Genomic DNA, 22,680 nt, shown 5'->3' with positions numbered 1-22,680 from the left:
AGCGAAGCAGGTTGGTCAGTCGTGCGTTGATGTTATAACTCGCTATTTCACGAGAACACAACACAAAAGATGAAATATAGTTGCCTGCATGTGAAACTTAATTGTCCGTTAATGCTTGTGTAACCTATGGCAACTATCAAAAATATTCAACCACTCAATGCAGAAAAACTATTTGACTTGTTAAAAACATCATTCGCTGACTATATTAATACTAAATTAGGATCCAGCCTATCTATCGAATATGCCCATGTGTATGACGAGATCAATGTACTGTTTCCCGAAGTGATTGAAGGCCCTGCGCTGAATATTACAGTAACCGATGAAGAATTGACGGTTACCGTATTGGCTACCGGTTCAGATTACAAAACTGAGTTACTGGAAGAAAATCTGATCGGTTTCCTGGAGCTACAGGCGGGTTAATTCACTGCTTGCGTAACTCCTGGTTGATTTCGTTTCTGATTGCTCCTGATTTTATTTGCGATGCTTGCTCGGACGGTGCAAGGCGTAATATTTACCCAGGATTTTTCTTCAAAAATGGCGCAGTCTTATTATGGGGTGGAAAGATCAGGCCCTGAGCTCAAAATCGACCCAGTTGTTAGTTGTGCGAAGGCCTACGCCCACTCCGTTGTCCGACACCGCGGTATAGGTCAGGTAATAAGTTGCTCCCATCTGCGATACCCGGCAATCCTCAATACCAAACCTTTCCAGGTATCCGCTGCCAAACAGGGAAGCATTATTTTCCGGTTCGCTGAAATGAATACCATCCTCACTGCTTAGTAAACGAAGGTGCGAAATGGTGGTCAGGTAATCCAGCCCTTTATACTTTATGCCACGTGCATCTGTTGCGATCAGATCGGGACCATTCAGTGGTACTTCAATAATCTCGGTATTACCAGTTGCATTGATTATTGGAAAATAAAGCATGCCTTCCTTTTGGGCAATGCTCTCGGCAACCCTAACGAGCAGTCAAATCTTTCCCTGGTTTGGTCGATGCACTACTTCGTTTTCCAACAACAATTCCGGCAGATCAGCAGAGAAATCGGAATCAATGGCTTGCCCCATTTTCGATACTATATGCCCACCCAGAATCATGTTTCCTGAAATAATTATAAAGAGAGTTTCTGCTGATATTCATTCCCAACGCTAACTCACTTAAATTTACTCCTCTTGTATAGATCAGCTCCCAATAATTTTTAAGGAATTGGCCCCAATCAGATACGTCTTCGGGATGCTCTCCTCCTTAATAACTCAGGCCTGCGTAAATAAAAAGATGATTACGGTTACGCCGTACGATAGAATCCAAATACTATCAATAGCACGATAATTGCGACAGCAATTATTACCTGCCATAATATCGCTGTGCTCTGTTTAGTCATATGGTTAGTTATTTATAGTTTCTACGAAGCTTTCAATTTTATGTTGTAGATCGCGCATATGCAAACGGTATATCAAGTATTTGTCCTCGAAGAGATGGTGTTTTTAAACACCAATGTAAAAATCCCTATGCCGAAATTTGATATATGCGGGAAGCTTCCGTTTTACCGTCATTTACCTATAAGTAAGATGCCATTTTTAGATTACGTATTACAAATTCCATCTTATGGTTGGAAAGATACCGCGGGTTACCTGGTTAAACCAACGGCCGGCCAGATTTTGAAGGAGTTCGTTTCCAGATTAAACTTATTTAAAACCAGGAAAAACTGGCTGCCTGTATTTAGCTGGTTGAAGGTAGCATGCCTCGCCGTTTTTTTTGTGTTGTTTTTGGTTTACTATTTAAGCTGGTGGACGTTGCTGGCTGCATTCATATATGGCATGGTTATCATGGGTACCCATGGTACCATCTGGCATCACCGGTACTGCACACATGGAGCTTATAAGTTCCGTAATAAATTCTGGCGCTTTGTTACCCAAAATCTGACAATCAATGTGATCCCTGAAGAAATCTATGTGATCTCTCACCATGTACACCATTCCAAATCAGACCAGCCAGGTGACCCTTATAATGCGCAGGCAGGTTTTTTATATTGCTTTTTGGCGGATGTGAACCATCAGCCCATAGCGAAAGATTTAAGTGAAGGCGATTATAACCGGGTAAAATCCCTAATGAAACATACCGGGTTAAAAGCCAATACTTATACACAATACGCGAGGTGGGGATCTTACGTTAACCCTTACCGGGCAATATTGTCATGGATCCTAAACTGGGGTTTTTGGTACACAATATTTTATCTGTTGGGCGGAAATGCGCTCGCATTTAGTTTATTTGGTGCAGCCGGTTTCTGGGCAGTTGGGGTACGTACCTTTAATTATGATGGCCATGCCAGGGGAAAGGACAGACAAAGGACAGGAACGGACTATAACCACAACGATAAATCAATTAACCAGTTATGGCCCGGTCTGGTAGCCGGCGAGTGGCACAACAATCATCATTTATATCCTAAAAGCGCACGCAGCGGTTTTAAACCCCACCAGGTAGACCTGGCCTGGTATTATATCAAATTGATGAACTGGCTGGGCGCGGTAACCGAATATAACGACAATAAAAAACAGTTTTATGAACGCTACTACCTGCCCTATAAGAATGCGCATCTAAAGGTAAATGAATCATAAAATAATTTCGCTGGAATTAGTTTTCTCATTCAAGCACCGCCTCCGACTATGAACGAACCAACAAAAGATCAGAAAGACCTTGCCCCAGTCTTAGAGCCGGATCAACTCCTGAACTTTTTTACTTACCATCTGAACCGGATTTACTGCGCAAAATCGCATTTGTTTGAGCGATTACCTGAACTGGCAGAGCAAGCTCATTTTAAAGATTTGAAAAATGCTATTTTAGAAACATGGGAAGATATAGGTAAACAGGTGGCCTGGATTGAAGAGATATTTACATTGCTTGATGAAGTGCCTTCATTAAAAGATTGCGATGAACTGATCGGATTTATGGAAGCTGGCTTCTCAGGCATTTATCATAAAAAGGAGGAAACTGGGTTGCGCGACCTCTCTATTTTATTTTATTTATCTGTTGTTAAAAGTATTGAAATGGCTTCCTTTCAGTTATTACAAATAACTGCTGTAAAATTACCCAACAGGCAGATCCGGCAACTTCTGAAGGAAAACTTCGACGAGTCAAAGTCCGACCTGAGCTTGTTTGTCCAGATAACTGCACGGTACATCGATTAATAACACTTAATTTTTTATAAACACCAATGTCAGTGATCAATAAAGTCATGTTAGTAGGTCATGTAGGGAAAGCCCCGGAGCTCCGTTATATCGGGGCCTAACGACGCGGAATACCCGGATATGCCACAAAACGCTTTAAACCAGGTAAAAACGATCTATTGCCTGCCCATAGCAAAGATGGGAGACGTGTTGCCGAAAATATTAGCAGCCCAGGCAAAAAAACAAATCAAAATCCCGAAAGATATTCAGCTTGAAGTACAGATAGCCGAGCGCGTACTCAGCGACCTTGCCGCGGTAAACGCATTGGGCGAGCAGGTCTCTTCAATTGCCCCGGTTGCGGAGGCGTACTATGGAAAATTAAAAAGGGCACGTTTCTACGATACCGCTGTCATACCGGGCATGCTTACACTGCCGCAACATTAGTAGCGGAGCAAACCAACAAAATAGAAGAAACCATGTGGGTAGCGTTACGTATGTTCGAAGAACGCCGAAACCTGCTGACTACATTCGCTAATGAACAAACCGGCGCTGCGGCGCGGTCTGCCAAAGAGCGTGCGGCTTTATCCCAGGTTCATATTGACCGGATCAGGGCTATCTTATTAGCTGATGATAAGGCGACTAAAAGTGACCTGCCTTCATAAGCTGTTTCCGGGCGGCGGTAAATACTTGATTGCTGTTGATTATAATTACCTTTAACCTTATCAAACAATCAGGCAGGCACCAGATGATCAAGTCAATAAAAGCGGTTGCACCGGAAACAGCTCAAAAAAAGAAGCCTGTAAAGTCCGGCAGCAATAAGAAGCCAAAATCATTTCCGGTTATTGCCATCGGCGGATCAGCCGGTTCTTTCTCTGCCTACGAAAAATTCTTCGCACATATGCCGGCCAACAGCGGGGTGGCCATTGTGATTATTATGCACCTTGATCCGCTGCACAAAAGCCAGCTCTCCGAGGTGATGCAACGTTATACCGCTATCCCTGTAATTGAAGCCACCGATGGCATGTTAGTTGCCCCCGATCACATTTATATCATCCCCTCCAATAAGGATATGGGGATCCATAATGGCAAACTCCTGCTGCTGGCCGCATCGAAACCTGAAGGCATCCGGCAGCCTATCGATTACTTTTTCCAGAGCCTGGCCAATGACCAGTGGAACAGATCTGTAGCCGTTGTTCTTTCGGGAATGGGTGCAGATGGTGAAACCGGTATACGGATGATCAAAGAAAACCTGGGCATGACCATTGCGCAGGATCCGGATACTGCTGATTACGATAGCATGCCTTTAGCTGCCATCGGCACCAACCTGGTAGATTATGTACTTGCACCGGAAGAAATGCCGTTAAGGATCATCGAGTACCTGAACCATCCGGTCATTGCGGAGGAGGCTGATGATAGCCTGAAGATGTCATTAAAAAACAACAATGCCATCCAAAAAATATTGATGTTACTGCGTTCGCACACAGGAAATGATTTTGCCTTATATAAAAAAAGCACAATTACCCGCCGGATTGAGCGCAGGATCGCTTATTACCAGTTTACAGATTATGCGCAATACGCAGGCTATCTCAAAGATAACCCGGAGGAGATTGATAGCCTGTTCAATGAACTACTGATCGGGGTGACCAAATTTTTCAGGGATGCCGGCGCCTTCGAATCGTTAAAACTGTTACTGAAAGAACTGATCCGGCAAAAAAAAGATGATGACCCTGTAAGGGTGTGGGTAGCAGGATGCTCTACAGGGGAAGAAGCGTATTCAGTTGCTATGTTACTGATGGAATGCATTGATACACTTAAGCGTAAGATCATATCCAAAATCCAGATCTATGCCACGGATCTTGACCCGGCTGCGCTGGAGCATGCGCGAGCTGGCGTTTATCATGAAAATATAGTAGCCGAAGTATCACCCGAACGCCTGAAGAAATTTTTTACCCGCGAAGAGGATCGTTTTCGTGTAAAAAAGGAACTAAGGGACATAATCGTTTTTGCACAACAAAACCTGATCAAAGACCCGCCTTTTATCAAACTCGACCTGCTTTGCTGTCGTAATATGCTCATTTATTTCACACCTGAGCTACAGAAAAGGATCATTCCATTATTCTACTACGCCCTCAATCCAAATGGGATCATGTTTATGGGCCCGGCCGAAACGATTGGCGGCTTTACAGATATGTTCCGCTCCCTCGATCCAAAATGGAAAATATTTAACCGGCAGGAAGGCAACATCATGCTGGGCAATATGATCGATTTCCCTTTTCATACCACTAAACAGTATTTACACACCTTAAAATCAAATGATGTGAGCATTCCCAAGCAAAAACGCTCTTTTACAGATATTTTCAATAAAATATTGATCGATAAATTCCTGCCTCCATCTGTTTTGGTTAATGAAAAAGGCGATATATTGTATAATAACGGCAACACAGGCAAATACCTTGAACTACCCCGTGGCGAAACAGTTGCGAACAATATTTTAAAGCTGGCCCGCGAAGAACTCAAATATGCGCTATCCAGCAGCTTACACCAGGCGCTTAACAGCGATGATACCCTGACTCTGGACGATATCACTTTGAAAGAAGGTAAGGATTTGCGGTTGGTTAGCATACGGGTTACATCGGTAAGAGAGCAGGAGGCGCCTTCACTGGTGTTGTTTGTATTTGAAGATCACGGGCTGATCAAAACGGACAAGAAACCAGATCTTCAGTCTTCCCTAACCAATAGAAATTCGGTTACGGAAGCACTAAAAAAAGAACTGGTTTACACCAAGCAGCAGCTAACTACTACTGTTGAGCAAATGGAAGGCTCAATGGAAAAGCTTAGGTTAAGTAACGAAGAATTGCAAAGCACCAACGAAGAACTCCAAAGCACCAATGAAGAATCGCTGACCACAAAAGAAGAAATGCAGTCGCTGAATGAGGAATTGATGACGGTAAACAGCCAGTACCAGTTAAAAGCAGAAGAACTAACCAGGCTAAATAACGATATGAAAAACCTGCTGGATGCCACAGAGGTTTGCACACTTTTCCTTGACAATGATCTTAACATCCTTCGTTATACCCCGCAAGTCAGGCATTTATTCAACCTGATTGCGAGTGATGTAGGACGACCGATCAATCATGTGGTTTCTAATTTTGAACAGCCTATAAATGAAAATGATATCCGGGAGGTGATCGATAAACTAACCATTAAGGTTACGGATCTGCGTACGAAGGATAATGAATGGTATCGCGTAAGGATCATGCCTTACCGCACCCTGGATAACTACATTTCCGGGGCAGTATTGACGTTAACCCAGATCACTGATTTTAAACAGATGCAGTCTAAATTGGAAGTTTTAAAGGATTATGCTGCTTCCATCTTAAATGAGCTTCCCGACGCTGTCATTCAAATGGACAAGGATTTCCATATTTCAGGTGCAAATATCCTGGCCCTGAAGTTATTTAACATAGCCCAGCATGACCTACAAGGGCAAAGCGCTGTTGAATTTTTGAAAAAACTATGGAAAACAGAAGAGCCCGAATATTTGTTTAAGCAGTGTCTAAGTGAACGAAAAGAAGTTTCAGCGGCCGTAACCACTAAAACAAAACAACCCAAAGTTTACCAGCTAACTGCCCGCCCATTTTTTGAGCAAACCGAAACGACGCCTTTAATTGTTTTAAGGATCAATGAAAACCAAGACAGCGCATAAAGATTTGATAAGAGAACCCGTTACAGGTTCATCAAACGAACTGCGCATGCAAAAAGTGCTGGAGGAACTGCACTTGCACCAGGCTGAACTGGAAATGCAGAACGACGAGCTGCGTATCGTGAACGAAAAACTGGAACTGCAACAGCTCAAGTTTTCCGGTATATATGACCTTGCCCCTATTGGCTATTATATCCTTGACAAGGATGGATTGATTGGAGATGCCAACAATGCCGGAATTTCACTATTAGAAACCGGTAAAGGTAATATAGTTGGCAACAGGCTGCAAAGTTTCGTGGCAACGGATTACCGGGATGCTTATCACCTCTTTTTTCGTGAAATGCTGAATAGTGGAAAAAAACAAAGCGGCCAGTTGAAAATGATTTCCAGGAAAGGGCGTGAATTTTATGTTCAGATGGAAGGTATAGCCATTTCTCCTGCCCGTACATTACCGCTGCAATGTGATATTGCAGTTATGGATATAACAGAAAGGGTTGAGGCCGAAAAAGTGCTGGCCAAAACAAAGGAGCGACTGGAGCTTGCCCTGGAGGCCTCATCCTCCGGTACCTGGGAGCTGGAGTTGGACACCATGAAATTTTACCTGGACGAGTTCAACTACCAGACCTGCGCCATACCGGGCGGTAAATTTGACGGCCGGTACCAGACATTTATCAACCTGATCCATCCCGATGACCGCATAAGCGTGGACCAACAATTTCGGGTTGCACTTAATAATCAAATATCTATCGACCTTGTCTGCCGCTTCGATAACCAAAGCGGTAATACCCGCTTTGCAAGCATCCGGGGCCATGTGATCACCGAACCCGGGCATCCAAACCGGTTTGTGGGCATCATGATGGACATAACGGCTAAAAAAGATCTCGAACGGGAAGCCATAAACATTAAACACGAGCAGCAAAGAAATATCGCACTGGCGACTATCCATGCGGAAGAAAATGAACGATCCCGAATCAGCGAGGCTTTGCATGACGGCGTTAGTCAGTTACTATATGGTATCAGGATCAAGCTGGGAACCCTGTTAGATGCAGATAATCCTGTGGAAATAATGCGTGATGTTTACAAACTGCTCGACATGGCAGTGTTGGAAACACGGAACATTTCATTTGAGCTCGCTCCTGCTATCCTCAACGATTTTGGGTTAAGGGCCACGATAGATGAGATGGCCCGTCGTTTAACCACACCGAAGATGGTTATTAAAACAAAGCTTACCCGCCTGAATGAACGGCTGGGCCTGCCGATTGAAGCCAATATATTCAGGATTTTGCAGGAACTTCTTAATAACGCAATGAAACACTCGGAGGCCAGTTTAATCACCATTGAGGTCAAAAAAAGCAAAAACATTGAATTATCCGTATCAGATAATGGCAAGGGCTTTGAAATGGTAAAACAGGAAGATATCGCAACAGGTTCCGGACTTAGCAGCATCAGGAACCGGTTAAGTTTATATAATGGATGTATCACCATTAATTCTAAACCAGGAATGGGCACTATGGTCAAAATTACCCTCGAAATAAAACCTGAATAATTACCAAATGACGAAATTGCCGATCAATATCATATTAGCAGATGACCATCTGATTGTCAGAGGGGGAATTAAATCCATGCTGGAAAAGGAAAAATCGTTTCAGATAACCGGCGAGGCAAATAACGGTATCGAGGTGCTTCGTTTGCTTGAACAAGGTATTAAAGCAGATATTATACTGGTAGATATGAACATGCCTGTTATGGGGGGAATAGAATTGACCGAACGTTTAAAACGGGACTACCCTGATGCGAGGGTGATCATTTTAAGCGCTCTGGATACCGAAAAATATGTAGTCAAAGCTTTTAAATCTGGTGCCTGCGGCTACCTGCTCAAAAACATCAGCACTGCCGAACTGATCTTTGCCATTTGTCACACGTATGAATTCGGACAATATATTTGCGCTGAACTATCCGGGCGTTTCCTGAACCGCCTGCTTACCATTCCTGATCCAATTACCAATGAAAATATCGAAAATATAGAATTCTCCGCGCTCGATGTAGAGATCCTGACTTTGCTATCTGAAGGTTTTACCAACCAGGAAGTGGCAGACAAACTTTTTACCAGCAAGCGGACCGTTGAGAACCACCGGCAGCAGCTGATCGACAAAACAGGTTCGCGGAATACGATCGCTTTGGTCCGTTTTGCCATGCTTAATGGTATCATCTGAAGCCAATTACAACAACATGAAGTAAAAACCACATAAGCCAAAGGGTATTATAACCACTAAAGGAAAAATCTGGCCGGGTATCTTTGAAATAAATCCACGGCTATGCAAAAAATCTTAACCATTGAGTTGTTGGAAACCCTGATCGGACGGGGTTACCGGTACTGCCTATCACGAACCACAAACATTTTAGGTGAGGATGCTGATCTTTGTATTACCCTGTTACCTGTAAAACGCGCCCCCTTACTAAAAAAATTACCGGAGAGATTTGATACCTATTTTAAAATAGACGAAGAGCCGCGGCAGATGGCCATGGGGATTGATGAAACTATAGTGCTGGTTGACCTGGGTGAGATCAATATTTACACAGAAATAAGCTGATGGGAAAGCGGATATTGATATTTGATGATGACGGTGCCGTACTGGATGTTTTACAGGTGTTGCTGGATTACGAGGGTTTTGATGTGGAAATTATAGAAAGAACTGATGACCTCTTAAGTTTGGTACAGTTGTATCAACCTTCGCTGATCCTGATAGATTTTTCATTAGGTGGAACAAATGGTGGTGACTGGTGTACCCAATTGAAAAAGCACCCGGAATTTAAAGCTATCCCGATTATCATTTTTACAGCATATTCAAATAAAGGCATCGAAAAAGGAACCTATGGCTGCGATGATTTTATCGCTAAACCGTTTAGTATGGATACACTCCTCTCCCGGATTAATTTACTCATTAACAGAATATCGGAAACTGATTTGAAAAATGCTAAAGAAAGTAATGGGTATGGTCACCAACATTATTCGGCGTTATGACGATCATTACTGTGCAGGAGCCGGAAACCGGGAAAATAATGGAGCTCAAAATACATCCCGTAAAAAACTTCACCTTTCCGGGATGGGTGATTTTAATACCCGGCAAAAGGAATATCCTGCTTTTCCGCAAAGAGGAACGATGGCATACTATCCCGGAGAACATCAGTCCGTTGTATGCGGAAAAGATTGCTGAAAAACTCACAAAACTGGCTTTATAATCATATACGGCTTTTATCCGCGCCTTATCTATTGCACTATATTATAAATAAAATTTATGTTGATCATCTTTTCATTTTTTATTGCCCACTGGTTTCTGTCTTTGTTTTTTCAAACATTTTTCCAGCATCGCTACGCATCCCATCGCATGTTTACAACGAGTAAGACCTGGGAACGGGTATTCTATCTTATGGCTTACTTTTTTGAAGGGGCTTCATTTTTAAATCCCCGTGCTTACGCAACTATGCACCGTGAACACCATGCTTATAGCGATACAGAGAAAGATCCGCATTCGCCGCATTTCTTTACCGACATTTTTCAGATGGTTAAAGCAACGGTGCATACCTTTAAGGATCATTTAAAAAGAACCAGGGAACCTGATGCGTGTTTTAACGGCTACTATCCCGAATGGCCGCTCATTGACCGTATGGGTTCATCCCTGCTTTCAAGGATCATTTTCGCCTTAGCTTATACCTGCTTTTACATTATTTTTGCTACACATTGGTGGCTTTTTCTTTTACTACCTATTCATTACCTGATGGGGCCTATTCATGGTGCTATCGTCAATTGGTGCGGCCATAAATATGGCTATACCAATTTCAATAACAACGACAAGTCAAAAAACACAACGCCATTTGATTTCCTGATGCTTGGCGAGCTATTTCAAAATAACCATCACCGTCATCCCAATAGCGCCAATTTCGGTAAACGCTGGTTCGAGATAGATCCTGTTTACCCGGTGATGAAGGTAATGCACTGGTTGAAGATCATCAAATTAAGAAAAGTGTATTAATTTACCATCATGTTTCCATGAATGCATAAACATCTAAAAACAAAGGCGGCTGAATTATTCATCACTGTTTAAAAGATATTTCCAGATCTTCGTTCCTATCTATTTAAGTCTGATTACAAGCAATTTATGAATGATTACAAAAAAAGGCGTGTTTAAGATGAAACTAAATTAGGTGATGACCATAACTGCCTGTAACGGCAATACAGAAAGTTTAAGGTGGCGATCAGTTTGCTTGCTGCTTAAATTACAACGCCTCTCGCATTTGCAGAAGGCTACGCCATAAAGGAGTTAGAAAATACGGTGAATTAAAATAGTTAAGGCCCATCGTCGGGCTTTTATTTGTTATATTTATGGCTCACGCTTTATTTCTCCCTTGTAAACGTTATGGAACGATGCGCTTTAACAAAAGAAACAGCAATGGCGGCCAATTTCTTTTTCGATCAGGAAGTGCATTCATTTTTACGCGAGTGGGTTAACGGACACAAAGAAGAAACGCTGCTCCAGTTTGAACAGCCTCTGGACGAATATATCAGGAATGACGCCCTGCGGGATTTTTTCCTTAACACGCGGCGTCCTATCCAACAGTTATTAAAAAACCGCATCATTGCCTGTCACTTAGGCCGGCGGTCAAAGTTTGTTTATTTTGATCCTGTTAACGGTGATCCTTTATTAGCCGATACAGAGCAACGGATCTATAATCTTGCCCGCAGGATGGATAGCGAAAATATGCATGTGCCGTTCCGCTCTGTTCATCCGAACAAACAGACAGAGGCAGGTGATACAGCCGATATCAGCACCTACCCCACCGGGTCGGCGCTTTGTTATAACAGCGGCAATCATTTTATGAGCCGCCCTGCAAACGGGAATGTATTTAACGAGAACAGTAAGCGCTGCACAGCAAAATCAGAAGGGCGGCTGCACATTCTGTTCAAACGCGGTTTCCTGGAAGACAGGTTGCAGGAGATCAAAATGCTTACCGCTGCAATACAAAATGAAGTTGAAGCACTGCCGCAATTCTTTGTGATCTATAGCAGGCATTCGCTGCAGGAAGGACATTTCGGGACATCTCTTGTAGTGATGGACCCAGCCAACCCGGACTTTCCAATACGTGTTACGGTTTGTGATACATTGCTCAAGGATTTACCGCAGCATCCGCGCTGGTGGAATCATTTCATCGAAGAATACTCCAATGTCTTTGGTCCTGGAATAACAGAAATAATAGAAGATCTTTCCCATCCACTGCAAAAGGTAAATATCAAAGGCGACCATCCCTATAACCACGACTGGGATTGCCCCTATTACGCGGCCAGCATGGCCGACGCACTGGCCGACATGGTGAAGAACGATCCGGATCTTATATTAAATGGAAGGCTGGAAGCGGTCCATAATGCAATGAAGGATTTGATGCCTGATTATTATAAAAAGGGTTACGAATTGAAAGACAGGCAGGATATTCGGCGGGTAAACCGTTTAAGGCGGTGGCTAAGCGGACGCGAAGTGATCAAGGAGCTCGTGATTGAAATTAACCGGACATCATCGTATGAGCTTTAATTAAACCGACATGGTATCAGACATCTTGTTCAACCAGGAGGCGCTTTAATAAATGAAGATTTTCCAGCGCTGCCCCGGCCGTATTATTAAAGTAGACAAAAACGCTTTTACCTTCCTCCTGCCACTCGTTGATATAAGACGCATATTCAGAAAGAAAACTTTCACTGTAGCTTCCCTTATAATTACCTGAGGGGCCATGGAAACGAAGATAAACCAATTCATCAGGGGTTATCTCCATCGGTGTGGCAGACTTAGGCATATCCTGTAATACCATCGCTGCCTGATGCCTGCTTAGCAATTCAAAAACATCGTCCTTATACCATGACGAATGGCGGAATTCAACAGCAACAGGCCATGTATCAGTGCTTAGCATATCCAGCAATACCTCTAATTGCGGCAAAGCGTTTACCTGCAGGCTCGGTGGGAACTGAACCAATAAGCACCCTTGTTGCGTTTCGGGTAACCTGATCGCTTCCATAAAGGAACTGACATCCTGCGGATTGAAAAACAGGTTTTTTTCATGGGTGATCCCTTTCCAAAGTTTGAAAGTAAAACGAAAATCAGCACTTACTTCTGTCGCCCATCGCGCAATCGTTTTGGACTGCGGGATCTTGTAAAACGAGCTGTTAATTTCAATACTGTTTTCCTGTAAGGAATAATATCCCAACCTTGAAAGGTGACTATATTCCGGCGGAAAATCGCGTTTGGGCAGGTCAATTTGTAAACCGCTGGTGCCTCCAAAGAATTTTCCTTTCATCAGTCGAGGATAATATACCAGTGATGGTCATCATCCAACGCATAGATTAATCCATCACTCATTTCATAAACATCACGGTCATGTTTTTGGCTGAAGTAGATTTTTTCATCGCGGATCACCGTGCCGTTATTTTCTACCCGCAAAAAGAAAAGCAGTGCACCTAAGTTAGGTGCAACATCTTTGAGGTGCCTGGCCTCCCCTTCCTTTACAAATGCCGAGCTCATGCCTGTTTAAGTTTTGCTTCCATGCTTTGGGTGGTATGTGGAACTGCCATTAAGCGTTCTTTCGGGATCAGTTTACCTGTAGAACGGCAAATTCCATAAGTCTTGTTTTCGATACGAATAAGTGCAGCCTCGAGCTGATCGATGAACTTTTTCTGTCGTCCTGCCAACTGGTTGGTTTGTTCTTTCTCGTAAGTCGCCGAACCATCTTCCAGCGTTTTTCCGGCAATTGCTGCATCATCGCCGTTAGATCCGGAAGCGCTGAGCGTTCCAACCAGGTCCTGCAGTTCTTCACGTGCGACATTGATCTTATCTTTAATCAATGTTTTGAACTCATTTAATTCCGTGTCGTTGTATCTCGTTTTACTATTTTCTGGTTGCATGATTGGGTTAACAATGATTTATGTAAATAGTTGGGTATAATTAAAAAAGAGGGTTTATTACGTAAGTAAGATAAAAGCTCCTTTCGGAGCTTTTATTTGTTTGTTCATTCCTTCTGACCAAACGTTATTCATCATCCTCTTTGTCGCTTTCTGCTTCCGCTTTTTTATCCTCTTCCAATAGGTTGGTGCCTATCGGGTTAGCAGCAAGCAGTTTGGCAAACCAGGCCAGGTTGGCGGTCATATAACGGAGCGTTTTGTTGGTGTATAAATAATGTTTTCCGCCGCCTTCAACGTAATCTTTTTCGCCGCCGGCCATTCCTACCCAATAAGCATTCACATTGGGAGGAATGGTAAATCCCACCTCCTGCAGGGCCCATAGTACCTGCGCTGCGCAGCTGTGCGCACCATCCTCATTGCCCGTGATCAAACAGCCACCCACTTTATTATAGGGCATATATTGACCGTTTTCTTTGCTGCTCAGTTCTTCGTCGCGAAAGATCGCGTCCAGCCTTTCTATCACTTTTTGCGATGTAGAAGCGAGGTTTCCCATCCATATCGGCGTGGCTATAATAAAGATCTGGCAGGCTTTGATCTTTTCAAGGATAAGCGGCCATTGATCGCCTTCCCCCTCATCCGAAGAATTGCCGGTTAAAACATGGTAATCATTCAGGCGGATGATCTCGATTTCGAAACCCTGTCCCTCTAATTGCTCCGCTGCTTTCTCCGCCAGCGCGCCGGTGTTGGAAAAAGCCGGGCTGCGCTTAAGTGTACAATTGATGATTAATGCTTTCATAGGTATATTTTAATTTGATGATCGATGTTTTGTTTTAACATTAGCTGATGATTCCGTAAGGCTATCATAATCCTCTCAACTTGTACCGAACGTTGTTCTGCTCATTCTTCAGAAACCTAAGCGCATCATCGACTATTTTTAAAGCTCTCTGGTGCAGATCCTGATCTCCGTTTGTCATGGACGTCAAAAACAGTTGTTTTTTCCGCAGGTATTTTCCGGCGTGTTTGAGATCGTACTTTAAAACCCAACCTATATTATAGATCATATCACCATATTTAACGGTTTGTGCAGCAGAACTTATCGTAGTCAATCTTGCGGCCTCTTTTGCCTTCCGTGCTTTTTTCTTTAAATCGGGATAGTTTTTTTTCGTAAATACATCGGTTAGCTCTATGGTGCAATTGAGGATAAAATGGGCTTCGGGGTCTGTATAACCAAAAGTGGTCAGCGCCGAATAGAGTTCCATCTTAGTCGTTTCTGTTTCCTCAAAAAGATCATGACAAAGGCCGGTCTCGTAGCCTAACGGGATGACAGAGGCTAATTCGGCAACCGCAACAAGGTGGTTGACGTAGGGCTCGGTCGTACGCCTGATCAGTTGACCTTCATGCCGCTGTTTTATCCAGTTAAGTAGTTTATCGGTGCGGTTCATTTGAGCTTATCCAATTTAAAATAACCTAAATGGATCTCATCTTCCGGCATGCCGGTTCCGTCGTTAAACACAATACGGTATTTCGCTTTCTGAGCCGGTGAAAGCAGGTCCTCAAGGTGGTGAACACTGTCCACATCAACACCGTATTTCTCATCGATGTGAGCGGTAGCTATGCCTTTCAGGGAGTTGGTTTTAAAGAATAGGTTTTTCTTTGTAAACTGGATGGCAGCTAAACGGCTGTCTTGTACAGTGAGCACCGTATAGTGCTGTTCTTCCAGCTTCCCGCTGGTGTAACCACCCAGGTTCAAGAAGAAGAGTTTGTTGCCTGAAGCTGGGCTGTCATCACCTACGGGTACAACACGTACTGCCAAATCATCTACTTTGTTAACCTCCCGCCAGCCGTCAATGTGCAGACTGCTACCTGCATCCGGCCAAAACGCCCACACTTCGGGCACCAGGGCAGGCAGGCTTTCGGCAATGCCAAAGAAATAATCATGTTGTTCAACCACCCTTCCGGCGACTTCGGCACCTAACAATAACAAGTATAACTTCATGCCATTAATCTTTCAATAATGATACCAGAGGCCTCTTCACTAAAATCAAGACCGGAATAATCAGGGTTGTAGCCACCGATATAAGGCACAGCCATCATATAAATACGTTCATTATAAGCCCCATAGGCGTCCACTACCTGAAAATGATCATTGATGGTGATTCCGGAAACTTTCAGGTAGTAATCGCCATGGTCATCTTTTGAAACCGGCTTACCGGCATTCATGGCTTTAAGCCCCTCATCCGCAGAGCTAAATTTGAGTTTAGCAGGTGTAATAGTACGTCCATCGATCAGGCTTTTGAAAGGAAGCTCTTCAAAGGCCAAATGTGGTTGTCCCACACAATCCACATAAGTTTGGTAGTGTACACTTTGCACGTTCTTAGCTTCATCTGTATAATGGTAGGTAGCACCACCATTTTCATGTGGTTCTACCCTGCTTTCATCACCAACCGGGATCAGTTCCAGCACGCCTGCCTGGTGTAACGCTAATAACTCCTCGCTGGAACTTTGCGGGATGTAGGCGATCACAATAGAGATCAACGGCGTAAGCGATTGCTGCAAACGCTGCATATCTTCTGCAGAAAGGTGTTTGGCAGGATAGTTTAACGAAAAACTCAATACACCGAGCATTTCCTTCCAGTAAACGGATTTTTCACGTTTGATAGATTGCTCTGCTTCGGCATATTCTGCCTTTAATAATTGAAAAGGATCAACTTCCTCGCGCAATGCCATCATAGCGTCCACAAATTCTTCCAGGCGCATGTCTTTGATCTTTTCGTAAAATTCCGGTTCCTTTGCCTGTATCGGCAATTTAAAGTCCCGTTCAAAAATATAATCCAGGGACAAAAAACCGTTGTTAGCTTTAATATGCGCTTTGATCTCATCTTTACTCAGCAGGCTGTCATTAGATAAGTGCGAATCTTCCAAATGGAAACGTACTGCGGGCAGCATGCCGTTCCGGGTATGCATTACCAATTTAAAATCAGGATGATCGGAGAAAGGTTTATAAAACAACTTACCGCTTTTATCTTTATCAAAAGTCCCGTTATGGCGGGCCAGCGTCCGGATAGCATCGACCGCGGTAAGGGATGAGCCTTTGATGGCAACCGGATGGTTGAGCTTCAAGGCCAGCTTGGCCGGTGGATACGGCGAATCAAAATAATCAGGAACGCTTCCTTCATGTTTTTTTGGCCAGTTATGGCCTGTACAAATAATCACCCGGTCAAATTCGGTTTGCTCTCCGTCTCCGGTTTCAACGATGACCACGCCTTTTTCGGGCTGATCAAGAATATCGGTTACAGTCGTTTTATATTGTATAGCATAAGTAACACCGGCTTCCCGGGCTTGCTTTTGCAGCAGGTCAAATTGCGTGGTAAGGTATTGGCCAAACAATAAACGCGGCAGCACTTTGTACTCATTGAAACGGGCGGCCTCCATATGGTATTTATCCAGCGTATCTTTAGGAACGGTTTTAACCCAGTCGTCCAGAGAAGTAACTAAGGGCGGAATCTCGTTACCCGAAACGTTGGTAATATGCTCATCATTGGCCCCTTCGGCGCTGTAGGGCATGCCCGATCCTAACTTATTTTTCCGCTCGAAGATGGTAATGCTGAGATCCGTATTCCCGGTGTTTACCAATCGTTTAAACATGAACAGGCCGCTCGGGCCGCCGCCAAGTATGGCGATGCGCTTTTTATTTTCCAATATATTCAGGTTTATGGGACTCGATAAGGGTTAGTACACCTTGCGGCTAATTGTCGTTCATTTGGTTCCAAAGCGCCGGGTTATCACGGATATTGCTCAGGTGCTCAATGACCTCCTGCACTTCATCATTATTTAATTCCCGCTGACCATCTGCCGTATAAGTAAAGAGCTTGCCGGGCAGTTCAAAGGTAATGTAACCGAAATACTCGGGATCTTTGATCCATTCCAGGTGCAGGGTGCTTTCCTTACTCCTGCTTATCAAAGGATTGCCTGCACCAATATCCAGGAAAATACTGTACATATGTGTGATTATCGTGTGGCCATTCAAATGGGCAGCGGTATCCGGGATCACCATTAAAGGGTAACCTTGTTTAAGTTGAAAAAATAAGAGTTTCATGCCGCTGTCAATGTTTATATCTACTACAACAGGCTTTCCATTTAGTTTTATTTGGATATTTTTTATATTAATACGAAATATTCCATCTCAATGCTTTAATAAATTGACTACCCACTTCAAAGGTCAAGGGCACTGACGTTGATATATAATCGGATATCAAAGAAATAATCAGCTTTTTACCGTTTAACAAAAAAAGTCCCCCGCAATCGCAGGAGAATTCGTCGCCTATTTTTCATATGCTTTATATTAATTTCATCTCTTCCAAGAGCATTAAAAGTGGAATAAGGGGTTCGACCAAGCCCCCTCCGGCTCCACTTTAAATAACCAAAATCAGTTATTTAACTAAGAAAAAAAGCTAACCCATTTGAGAGGTTAGCTTTTTTTATTTTAGCTATTGTGAAACATATGTGAAACGTTTTAGTTGTTTTTAAAAATGGTTAAACTGTGTATTGACAATCACTGGTCTTTACTTTTCACTCAGTAATACAGGTTGACAAGATCTATTAAAACAAAATTCAACAGGTCAAACTCTCCTACCTTTCAAACCATAATAAATCACCGTTCCCGCTCCTATCATTATACCTATCACAGTTAAAATATGCTTTATCTCTTCGTTGTGATGTTCTGATTCACAATCAGAATAACGTTTCTGAAACGGTTGAATTTGAATAAAGAAGAAAAGGACGCGTTGATGGCCTTTTTAAATTCGATCACTACAGAACCCTGGAGGATAATACCAGCGGTGCTGCCAAACTGATCTTTCATTAAGCACTTTAAACATTTGGTTATTGAATTCTTTTTTAATAATCGCATTGAGAATAAAATCAGCATGCCTTTTTATTACCAACATCTTTCCCGCCAAAGTAACAAAGCAGGTTATAAAAAATCACTACGTCCGTTACAACAGTTTTGTGCGGAGGTAGTGGTTTTTTTTGCTCAGCTCAATTATTTAAGGCTCAATTTACTTCTAACCTCCGCTTCCTGAAAAGCCCACAAATTCCTAACGGCCTAATATAATCTGATAACCTTCAAAAAGCAGCCGGAACCCTTTGGACTGCAGATACGGAATGGAAAATGTTCCTTTTCCATAATGCTCGGCCGGAGTTAAACTCGCCTCGCTCGTTTTGGGTAATATGCCGGGCATCGATTTATAATTTTCTAAATGAATATCATCAATAAGAATCAGAGCATCTTTCGATAAAAGGTCATTGTCGATTATTATTTGACTATCTAACAGATGAAGCCGGGCACCCTCTTCGCAAGTTTCATGATGATCCATATAAAGCAAATCGATTTTTTGAGTAAAGTTCCTAAGGAAATCCGTAGAAGTCTCTAAGCGGTAATTTATATTTTCCGCATATCCTAATGTAATAGCTTTACTAATTCTCATTGCTTTTTCGTCCGGATCAACAGTATAGAAAATATTTTCTGAGCCATCAATTACTTCCGCACATATTCTTGTAAACAGTCCGGCTCCCCAGTCCCAATTTTCAACAACATTTTCATCCCAATATTTTATATTATCACTCATACAACCCGGAATCCCACCGCTTACAAAACTTCTTGATGTCCCAAGTTCAACAATCACATTATTTTTTTTGGAGGCAAGTTTATTAAACACATAATGAAAAGATTCGTAACGCTTTTCAAGATTTTCGCTGTATTTGGCAAGTACAGATAAATTCATTTTTTTTTATTAAGGAATGGTAAATAAAATACTCAAGTATAAAAAACTGACATTAAAAAAGAATAACTCATAATCAACTACAGGTATTCAGTTGTCAAAAAACTTCTATAACGAAGCTTTAATGCTATGTTCAAATTGTTATTTATGCAATTAAATAAGCACCTCTTTCAAAAGACTGACTCAAATCTTCCATGCTGGTTCTGCGTGTTTGATACAGGATTATATGAGTGAGAAAATCAAGATAGCTTTTACAGCTTCTTAATTCTTTTAAAACCTGCAAACAATTCAATTCATAGTCGCCGAATAATTCTCTAAAAGACATACATTCAATTTCGCCCTCAATGCTAACCATGTTTATAACTGAATTACCCGACTTTAAAGTTATTGGCTTAAACCTAACGTTATCGCCATTTATTTTCCTGATTGTGGTCCACAACATTTCGTCGTTTTTCATTTGCCCCCACTTTAGGAGATTGCGGTGCAGAAAAACCGGTTCACCATTATCATCGTGCTGTACCATTGTCATTCCATAAAAATCCATATTTGAGGTAGTGTATCCGGCATAACTCAATGGAGTTGAAATCATATAATACTCTTTTTTTAAGGCCATCCATGCAAACTTAAAGGTGTCTTTATCCCCAAGTAAAAATTTGTAATACAGTTCCCGGTTTTCATTAAAATAAATACACAGATTAAGTTCCTTCCAACATTTTTCCTTATCAATTAATATTTGACCGCTTTCCTGTTCTTTAGAGTTATCACTTTTACATCCAATTATTTTCCAAATGGGATTACTATCTGGGGTTGTCCAGGCGTCGGGCCAAAAAATCGTTCCGCTTTTTAGGTATTCCTTGCTATCAAAAAGGTATGTTGGGTCTTTTACACAGTTATTGTCAGCATCTAAAAACAACACTTCTTTAAACGAGCTGTTTAGAATCGAAAAAGGCTTCATAGCGTAACCCTTTAAAGAGTCCTGGGAATAATCTTTACAATCTTTGCATATTACACCAAGTTCTTTAAACTTCATTTTCATGGATTCATTGATTTCACCTCCCTCATGCCAAAGTTCGACGGGTAAGGAACACCCGGATTTCCTTAACATCGAAATATTAATCCATGCACATGTAACGTACATATAGCCGCCCGCGCATATCACAATTCCACGTCCGGAATATACATTTGGATATGGCGGAATGCTACTTGCGTAAGCAATCCAGTCATTCCTCATTTTTCTAATTCGCCTTCCGCTCAAACGGCAATTGTTTTCACGATAAAAATCTTCGGTAAATCTATTTCTAACAGGTCCTCTTTGAAAAAGGTCACTTATCCTCATAATTGTTGGTTTATAATATGCGCTGGATTGAATGAAAACGGCGATATATAAGCTATATGACCGTAAGTTCATTATTTTCGCTATTCTCAGAGACTGTATTCCAATTTTTCTATCGATTCATAGTCATTTCCAACTAAAAAATCCGGTCTTGGATTCTTTGTATTCGTCGGAAGGTTATTTATGCTGTTATAGGTTATTATAATCGCGTCCCGATCAAATGGAGTGAGGTTAATATTTGAAGCATGAAATAGGTTACCATGAAAAAAGAGCGCTGTTCCCTTCTTTCCGTTGGCTGTTACTATGCTGTTATCATTAGCCAGTTTAGTTAATAATTCCGGGTCAATTGTAAACTTTATGTTGGCATTTAAAGACGATGAATAATCAGTTGTTTTATTATGATCAGAATATTTACCAGGTGCAGCATTAGCCAAATCACCTTTATTGGCGAATTTTACTATTCCCATTTTATGGCTTTTGGGTACCATTAGAAGAGCGCCATTAGAGGAATCTGTGTCCTGAAGGTAAATCATTACGGATACCAAATGAGGATCTTTAATACCATCATCAATATGCCAGTAAGGAAAATCCTGGTGCCACTCCCACCAATCACCCTTCAAGCCTTTTTTGGTATTTACCTTGTATTGATGAATGTATACATCATGTCCGATTAGCTGCTTTGAAGGAACAACAAATTTTTCTAACCGGGCAAGTTTTTTGTAGGTCTCATTTACAAAGTGAGGGGCAAATATTGATCTAACAGAGCCGTTGTCTTCCAAGATTATTCGAGGAGAGTTTTTTTCTATTGTCTTCGGCAGTTCGGCACTCAAGATATCTACCTCTTCCTCATTCAAATAGTTATCAAGTTTGAGATATCCATTTTCGTTATAAAAGGATATCTGGTCTGAATTTAGGTTCATATGATTTATTTAAAAGATTAGTTTTTCATTATCGATCTCTGCGTGAGATAAGTTATTGGTATTTTTTACCCATATGGTTGAACTGATCAGCTCCGCCTGCTCCACAAGCACCGTTTGGCTGAACAGGTCGCGAAGCGACACTTTTACACCGAACTCCTTATGGATATGGCCCGCCAACCGGGTCGCCTTCAAACTATGCCCCCCTAAATCAAAAAAGTTATCATGGATCCCGATCCCGTTACGGCCGAGCACTTCTTCCCATATCCCGATCAGCCTGGCTTCCGTCTCGTTGCGTGCTCCCTCGTAAACCGTCCCACCCGAAAGCTCCTGGCCCGCCGGTGAGGGCAGCCGCTTTTTATCCACCTTCCCGTTTGCCGTTAGCGGTAATGCTTCCAGCTGTACATAATGGCCCGGTACCATATAGCCCGGCAAGCGTTCCTGAAGGTACTGACGAAGCTCCGGCACATTCAGCAGTGTGCCGCTTACCACGTACGCTACCAGCTCCCGTTCGCCGCTGCCCAGATCCAGCGCCTGTACAACCGAGCTGCTTACATCACTGTGACCGTTTAGCGCGCTCTCGATCTCCCCTAATTCGATCCGGTAACCCCGGACCTTTACCTGGTCGTCTAAACGGCCCTGGTATTCTATATTGCCGTCCGCAAGCCATCTGCCAAGGTCCCCCGTGCGGTATAGGCGTTCACCGGGCTTGAATGGGTTTGCAATAAACTTCTCAGCGCTCAGCTCTTCGCGGTTCAAATAACCCCTCGCAACTCCGGCCCCGCCTACGCAGATCTCTCCCGTTACCCCTACAGGCTGTAACTTTAAACCGGCATCTAAGATGTAGG

Annotated in this window: 26 protein-coding genes; 13 read left to right on the top strand and 13 right to left on the bottom strand. The window is 42.6% G+C overall.

Translation table 11 applies throughout. The annotated features are described in order from the left end of the window. Positions 1-126 precede the first annotated feature (126 nt). Positions 127-420, top strand: coding sequence for a hypothetical protein (locus ACFFGT_RS04765; RefSeq protein ID WP_377021362.1), 294 nt, complete (start codon positions 127-129; stop codon positions 418-420). Between the two features lie 144 nt (positions 421-564). On the opposite strand, the gene ACFFGT_RS04760 is transcribed toward ACFFGT_RS04765, so the two are convergent. Continuing rightward, entirely contained in the window at positions 565-924 is a 360-nt protein-coding gene (locus ACFFGT_RS04760) for a glycoside hydrolase family 130 protein (RefSeq protein ID WP_377021361.1), read from the bottom strand. 639 nt (positions 925-1,563) lie between these two features. Here ACFFGT_RS04760 and ACFFGT_RS04755 point away from each other — a divergent pair. The 12 genes from ACFFGT_RS04755 to ACFFGT_RS04700 all read left to right on the top strand — a co-directional run bounded on the left by ACFFGT_RS04755 (position 1,564) and on the right by ACFFGT_RS04700 (position 12,444). Then, positions 1,564-2,610 (top strand): fatty acid desaturase, encoded by a 1,047-nt coding sequence (locus ACFFGT_RS04755; RefSeq protein WP_377021360.1) that lies wholly within the window; start codon positions 1,564-1,566, stop codon positions 2,608-2,610. A 48-nt stretch (positions 2,611-2,658) separates the two neighbouring features. Further along, positions 2,659-3,180, top strand: a complete 522-nt coding sequence (locus ACFFGT_RS04750; RefSeq protein ID WP_377021359.1) for a DUF892 family protein — start codon at positions 2,659-2,661, stop codon at positions 3,178-3,180. Between the two features lie 120 nt (positions 3,181-3,300). Then, entirely contained in the window at positions 3,301-3,603 is a 303-nt protein-coding gene (locus ACFFGT_RS04745) for a hypothetical protein (RefSeq protein ID WP_377021358.1), read from the top strand. Positions 3,604-3,635: 32 nt separating this feature from the next. Then, the gene (locus tag ACFFGT_RS04740; RefSeq protein WP_377021357.1) at positions 3,636-3,821 is read left to right on the top strand and encodes a hypothetical protein; all 186 of its coding nucleotides are present in this window, start codon (positions 3,636-3,638) and stop codon (positions 3,819-3,821) included. Positions 3,822-3,904: 83 nt separating this feature from the next. Next, a complete protein-coding gene (locus ACFFGT_RS04735; RefSeq protein ID WP_377021356.1) occupies positions 3,905-6,865 on the top strand; it encodes a CheR family methyltransferase in 2,961 nt (986 codons plus the stop codon). Next, positions 6,843-8,408 carry a PAS domain-containing sensor histidine kinase gene (locus ACFFGT_RS04730; protein WP_377021355.1) on the top strand — a complete coding sequence of 522 codons (1,566 nt, stop codon included), beginning with the start codon at positions 6,843-6,845 and terminating at the stop codon, positions 8,406-8,408. Before ACFFGT_RS04735 ends, ACFFGT_RS04730 begins: the two co-directional genes overlap by 23 nt. Positions 8,409-8,415: 7 nt before the next feature. Next, positions 8,416-9,075, top strand: a complete 660-nt coding sequence (locus ACFFGT_RS04725) for a response regulator transcription factor (RefSeq protein ID WP_377021354.1) — start codon at positions 8,416-8,418, stop codon at positions 9,073-9,075. A 102-nt stretch (positions 9,076-9,177) separates the two neighbouring features. Next, the gene (locus ACFFGT_RS04720) at positions 9,178-9,453 is read left to right on the top strand and encodes a hypothetical protein (protein WP_377021353.1); all 276 of its coding nucleotides are present in this window, start codon (positions 9,178-9,180) and stop codon (positions 9,451-9,453) included. Then, positions 9,453-9,884 carry a response regulator gene (locus ACFFGT_RS04715; protein ID WP_377021352.1) on the top strand — a complete coding sequence of 144 codons (432 nt, stop codon included), beginning with the start codon at positions 9,453-9,455 and terminating at the stop codon, positions 9,882-9,884. The genes ACFFGT_RS04720 and ACFFGT_RS04715 overlap by 1 nt, the downstream gene beginning before the upstream one ends. Next, positions 9,881-10,102: a hypothetical protein gene (locus ACFFGT_RS04710; protein WP_377021351.1), complete on the top strand. Its 222-nt coding sequence runs from the start codon at positions 9,881-9,883 to the stop codon at positions 10,100-10,102. The genes ACFFGT_RS04715 and ACFFGT_RS04710 overlap by 4 nt, the downstream gene beginning before the upstream one ends. A 59-nt stretch (positions 10,103-10,161) precedes the next feature. Then, positions 10,162-10,893, top strand: coding sequence for an acyl-CoA desaturase (locus tag ACFFGT_RS04705; RefSeq protein ID WP_377021419.1), 732 nt, complete (start codon positions 10,162-10,164; stop codon positions 10,891-10,893). A gap of 417 nt (positions 10,894-11,310) precedes the next feature. After that, positions 11,311-12,444, top strand: coding sequence for a hypothetical protein (locus ACFFGT_RS04700; RefSeq protein ID WP_377021350.1), 1,134 nt, complete (start codon positions 11,311-11,313; stop codon positions 12,442-12,444). Positions 12,445-12,460: 16 nt separating this feature from the next. Here ACFFGT_RS04700 and ACFFGT_RS04695 read toward each other — a convergent pair whose 3' ends face one another. The 12 genes from ACFFGT_RS04695 to ACFFGT_RS04640 form a co-directional block, all read right to left on the bottom strand. Further along, positions 12,461-13,201 (bottom strand): DUF72 domain-containing protein, encoded by a 741-nt coding sequence (locus ACFFGT_RS04695; protein ID WP_377021349.1) that lies wholly within the window; start codon positions 13,199-13,201, stop codon positions 12,461-12,463. Further along, complete coding sequence (locus ACFFGT_RS04690) at positions 13,201-13,425, bottom strand: hypothetical protein (RefSeq protein WP_377021348.1); 225 nt, start codon at positions 13,423-13,425, stop codon at positions 13,201-13,203. Before ACFFGT_RS04690 ends, ACFFGT_RS04695 begins: the two co-directional genes overlap by 1 nt. Continuing rightward, entirely contained in the window at positions 13,422-13,805 is a 384-nt protein-coding gene (locus ACFFGT_RS04685) for a TraR/DksA family transcriptional regulator (RefSeq protein ID WP_377021347.1), read from the bottom strand. The genes ACFFGT_RS04690 and ACFFGT_RS04685 overlap by 4 nt, the downstream gene beginning before the upstream one ends. Positions 13,806-13,929: 124 nt before the next feature. After that, positions 13,930-14,598, bottom strand: coding sequence for a flavodoxin family protein (locus ACFFGT_RS04680; protein ID WP_377021346.1), 669 nt, complete (start codon positions 14,596-14,598; stop codon positions 13,930-13,932). A 64-nt stretch (positions 14,599-14,662) separates the two neighbouring features. Beyond that, a complete protein-coding gene (locus ACFFGT_RS04675; protein WP_377021345.1) occupies positions 14,663-15,244 on the bottom strand; it encodes a hypothetical protein in 582 nt (193 codons plus the stop codon). Beyond that, on the bottom strand, positions 15,241-15,798 hold the full coding sequence (locus tag ACFFGT_RS04670; protein ID WP_377021344.1) for a DUF1543 domain-containing protein: 558 nt from the start codon (positions 15,796-15,798) through the stop codon (positions 15,241-15,243). Before ACFFGT_RS04670 ends, ACFFGT_RS04675 begins: the two co-directional genes overlap by 4 nt. Further along, positions 15,795-17,501, bottom strand: coding sequence for an FAD/NAD(P)-binding protein (locus tag ACFFGT_RS04665; protein ID WP_377021343.1), 1,707 nt, complete (start codon positions 17,499-17,501; stop codon positions 15,795-15,797). The genes ACFFGT_RS04670 and ACFFGT_RS04665 overlap by 4 nt, the downstream gene beginning before the upstream one ends. A 46-nt stretch (positions 17,502-17,547) precedes the next feature. Then, a complete protein-coding gene (locus ACFFGT_RS04660) occupies positions 17,548-17,898 on the bottom strand; it encodes a hypothetical protein (protein ID WP_377021342.1) in 351 nt (116 codons plus the stop codon). A 1,000-nt stretch (positions 17,899-18,898) separates the two neighbouring features. After that, complete coding sequence (locus tag ACFFGT_RS04655) at positions 18,899-19,585, bottom strand: class I SAM-dependent methyltransferase (protein WP_377021341.1); 687 nt, start codon at positions 19,583-19,585, stop codon at positions 18,899-18,901. Between the two features lie 142 nt (positions 19,586-19,727). Further along, positions 19,728-20,918: an alpha-mannosyltransferase gene (locus tag ACFFGT_RS04650; RefSeq protein WP_377021340.1), complete on the bottom strand. Its 1,191-nt coding sequence runs from the start codon at positions 20,916-20,918 to the stop codon at positions 19,728-19,730. An 86-nt stretch (positions 20,919-21,004) separates the two neighbouring features. Beyond that, entirely contained in the window at positions 21,005-21,835 is an 831-nt protein-coding gene (locus tag ACFFGT_RS04645; RefSeq protein WP_377021339.1) for a phytanoyl-CoA dioxygenase family protein, read from the bottom strand. A 9-nt stretch (positions 21,836-21,844) separates the two neighbouring features. Beyond that, positions 21,845-22,680, bottom strand: an 836-nt coding sequence (locus ACFFGT_RS04640; RefSeq protein ID WP_377021338.1) for a non-ribosomal peptide synthetase, incomplete at its 5' end; no start/stop codon positions are given.

This window comes from Mucilaginibacter angelicae (genome assembly GCF_042434235.1).
In the GTDB taxonomy this organism is placed as follows: Bacteria; Bacteroidota; Bacteroidia; order Sphingobacteriales; family Sphingobacteriaceae; genus Mucilaginibacter; species Mucilaginibacter angelicae.
The sequence above is the reverse complement of the archived record's forward strand: the minus strand, read 5'-3'. Positions and strand labels throughout refer to the sequence as shown.

Excerpts from the sequence above, each read along its gene's own strand:
- ACFFGT_RS04765 (WP_377021362.1), top strand. The coding sequence starts at position 127 with ATGGCAACTATCAAAAATATTCAACCACTCAATGCAGAAAAACTATTT.
- ACFFGT_RS04760 (WP_377021361.1), bottom strand. The coding sequence starts at position 924 with ATGCTTTATTTTCCAATAATCAATGCAACTGGTAATACCGAGATTATT.
- ACFFGT_RS04755 (WP_377021360.1), top strand. The coding sequence starts at position 1,564 with ATGCCATTTTTAGATTACGTATTACAAATTCCATCTTATGGTTGGAAA.
- ACFFGT_RS04750 (WP_377021359.1), top strand. The coding sequence starts at position 2,659 with ATGAACGAACCAACAAAAGATCAGAAAGACCTTGCCCCAGTCTTAGAG.
- ACFFGT_RS04745 (WP_377021358.1), top strand. The coding sequence starts at position 3,301 with ATGCCACAAAACGCTTTAAACCAGGTAAAAACGATCTATTGCCTGCCC.
- ACFFGT_RS04740 (WP_377021357.1), top strand. The coding sequence starts at position 3,636 with ATGTGGGTAGCGTTACGTATGTTCGAAGAACGCCGAAACCTGCTGACT.
- ACFFGT_RS04735 (WP_377021356.1), top strand. The coding sequence starts at position 3,905 with ATGATCAAGTCAATAAAAGCGGTTGCACCGGAAACAGCTCAAAAAAAG.
- ACFFGT_RS04730 (WP_377021355.1), top strand. The coding sequence starts at position 6,843 with ATGAAAACCAAGACAGCGCATAAAGATTTGATAAGAGAACCCGTTACA.
- ACFFGT_RS04725 (WP_377021354.1), top strand. The coding sequence starts at position 8,416 with ATGACGAAATTGCCGATCAATATCATATTAGCAGATGACCATCTGATT.
- ACFFGT_RS04720 (WP_377021353.1), top strand. The coding sequence starts at position 9,178 with ATGCAAAAAATCTTAACCATTGAGTTGTTGGAAACCCTGATCGGACGG.
- ACFFGT_RS04715 (WP_377021352.1), top strand. The coding sequence starts at position 9,453 with ATGGGAAAGCGGATATTGATATTTGATGATGACGGTGCCGTACTGGAT.
- ACFFGT_RS04710 (WP_377021351.1), top strand. The coding sequence starts at position 9,881 with ATGACGATCATTACTGTGCAGGAGCCGGAAACCGGGAAAATAATGGAG.
- ACFFGT_RS04700 (WP_377021350.1), top strand. The coding sequence starts at position 11,311 with ATGGCGGCCAATTTCTTTTTCGATCAGGAAGTGCATTCATTTTTACGC.
- ACFFGT_RS04695 (WP_377021349.1), bottom strand. The coding sequence starts at position 13,201 with ATGAAAGGAAAATTCTTTGGAGGCACCAGCGGTTTACAAATTGACCTG.
- ACFFGT_RS04690 (WP_377021348.1), bottom strand. The coding sequence starts at position 13,425 with ATGAGCTCGGCATTTGTAAAGGAAGGGGAGGCCAGGCACCTCAAAGAT.
- ACFFGT_RS04685 (WP_377021347.1), bottom strand. The coding sequence starts at position 13,805 with ATGCAACCAGAAAATAGTAAAACGAGATACAACGACACGGAATTAAAT.
- ACFFGT_RS04680 (WP_377021346.1), bottom strand. The coding sequence starts at position 14,598 with ATGAAAGCATTAATCATCAATTGTACACTTAAGCGCAGCCCGGCTTTT.
- ACFFGT_RS04675 (WP_377021345.1), bottom strand. The coding sequence starts at position 15,244 with ATGAACCGCACCGATAAACTACTTAACTGGATAAAACAGCGGCATGAA.
- ACFFGT_RS04670 (WP_377021344.1), bottom strand. The coding sequence starts at position 15,798 with ATGAAGTTATACTTGTTATTGTTAGGTGCCGAAGTCGCCGGAAGGGTG.
- ACFFGT_RS04660 (WP_377021342.1), bottom strand. The coding sequence starts at position 17,898 with ATGAAACTCTTATTTTTTCAACTTAAACAAGGTTACCCTTTAATGGTG.
- ACFFGT_RS04655 (WP_377021341.1), bottom strand. The coding sequence starts at position 19,585 with ATGAATTTATCTGTACTTGCCAAATACAGCGAAAATCTTGAAAAGCGT.
- ACFFGT_RS04650 (WP_377021340.1), bottom strand. The coding sequence starts at position 20,918 with ATGAGGATAAGTGACCTTTTTCAAAGAGGACCTGTTAGAAATAGATTT.
- ACFFGT_RS04645 (WP_377021339.1), bottom strand. The coding sequence starts at position 21,835 with ATGAACCTAAATTCAGACCAGATATCCTTTTATAACGAAAATGGATAT.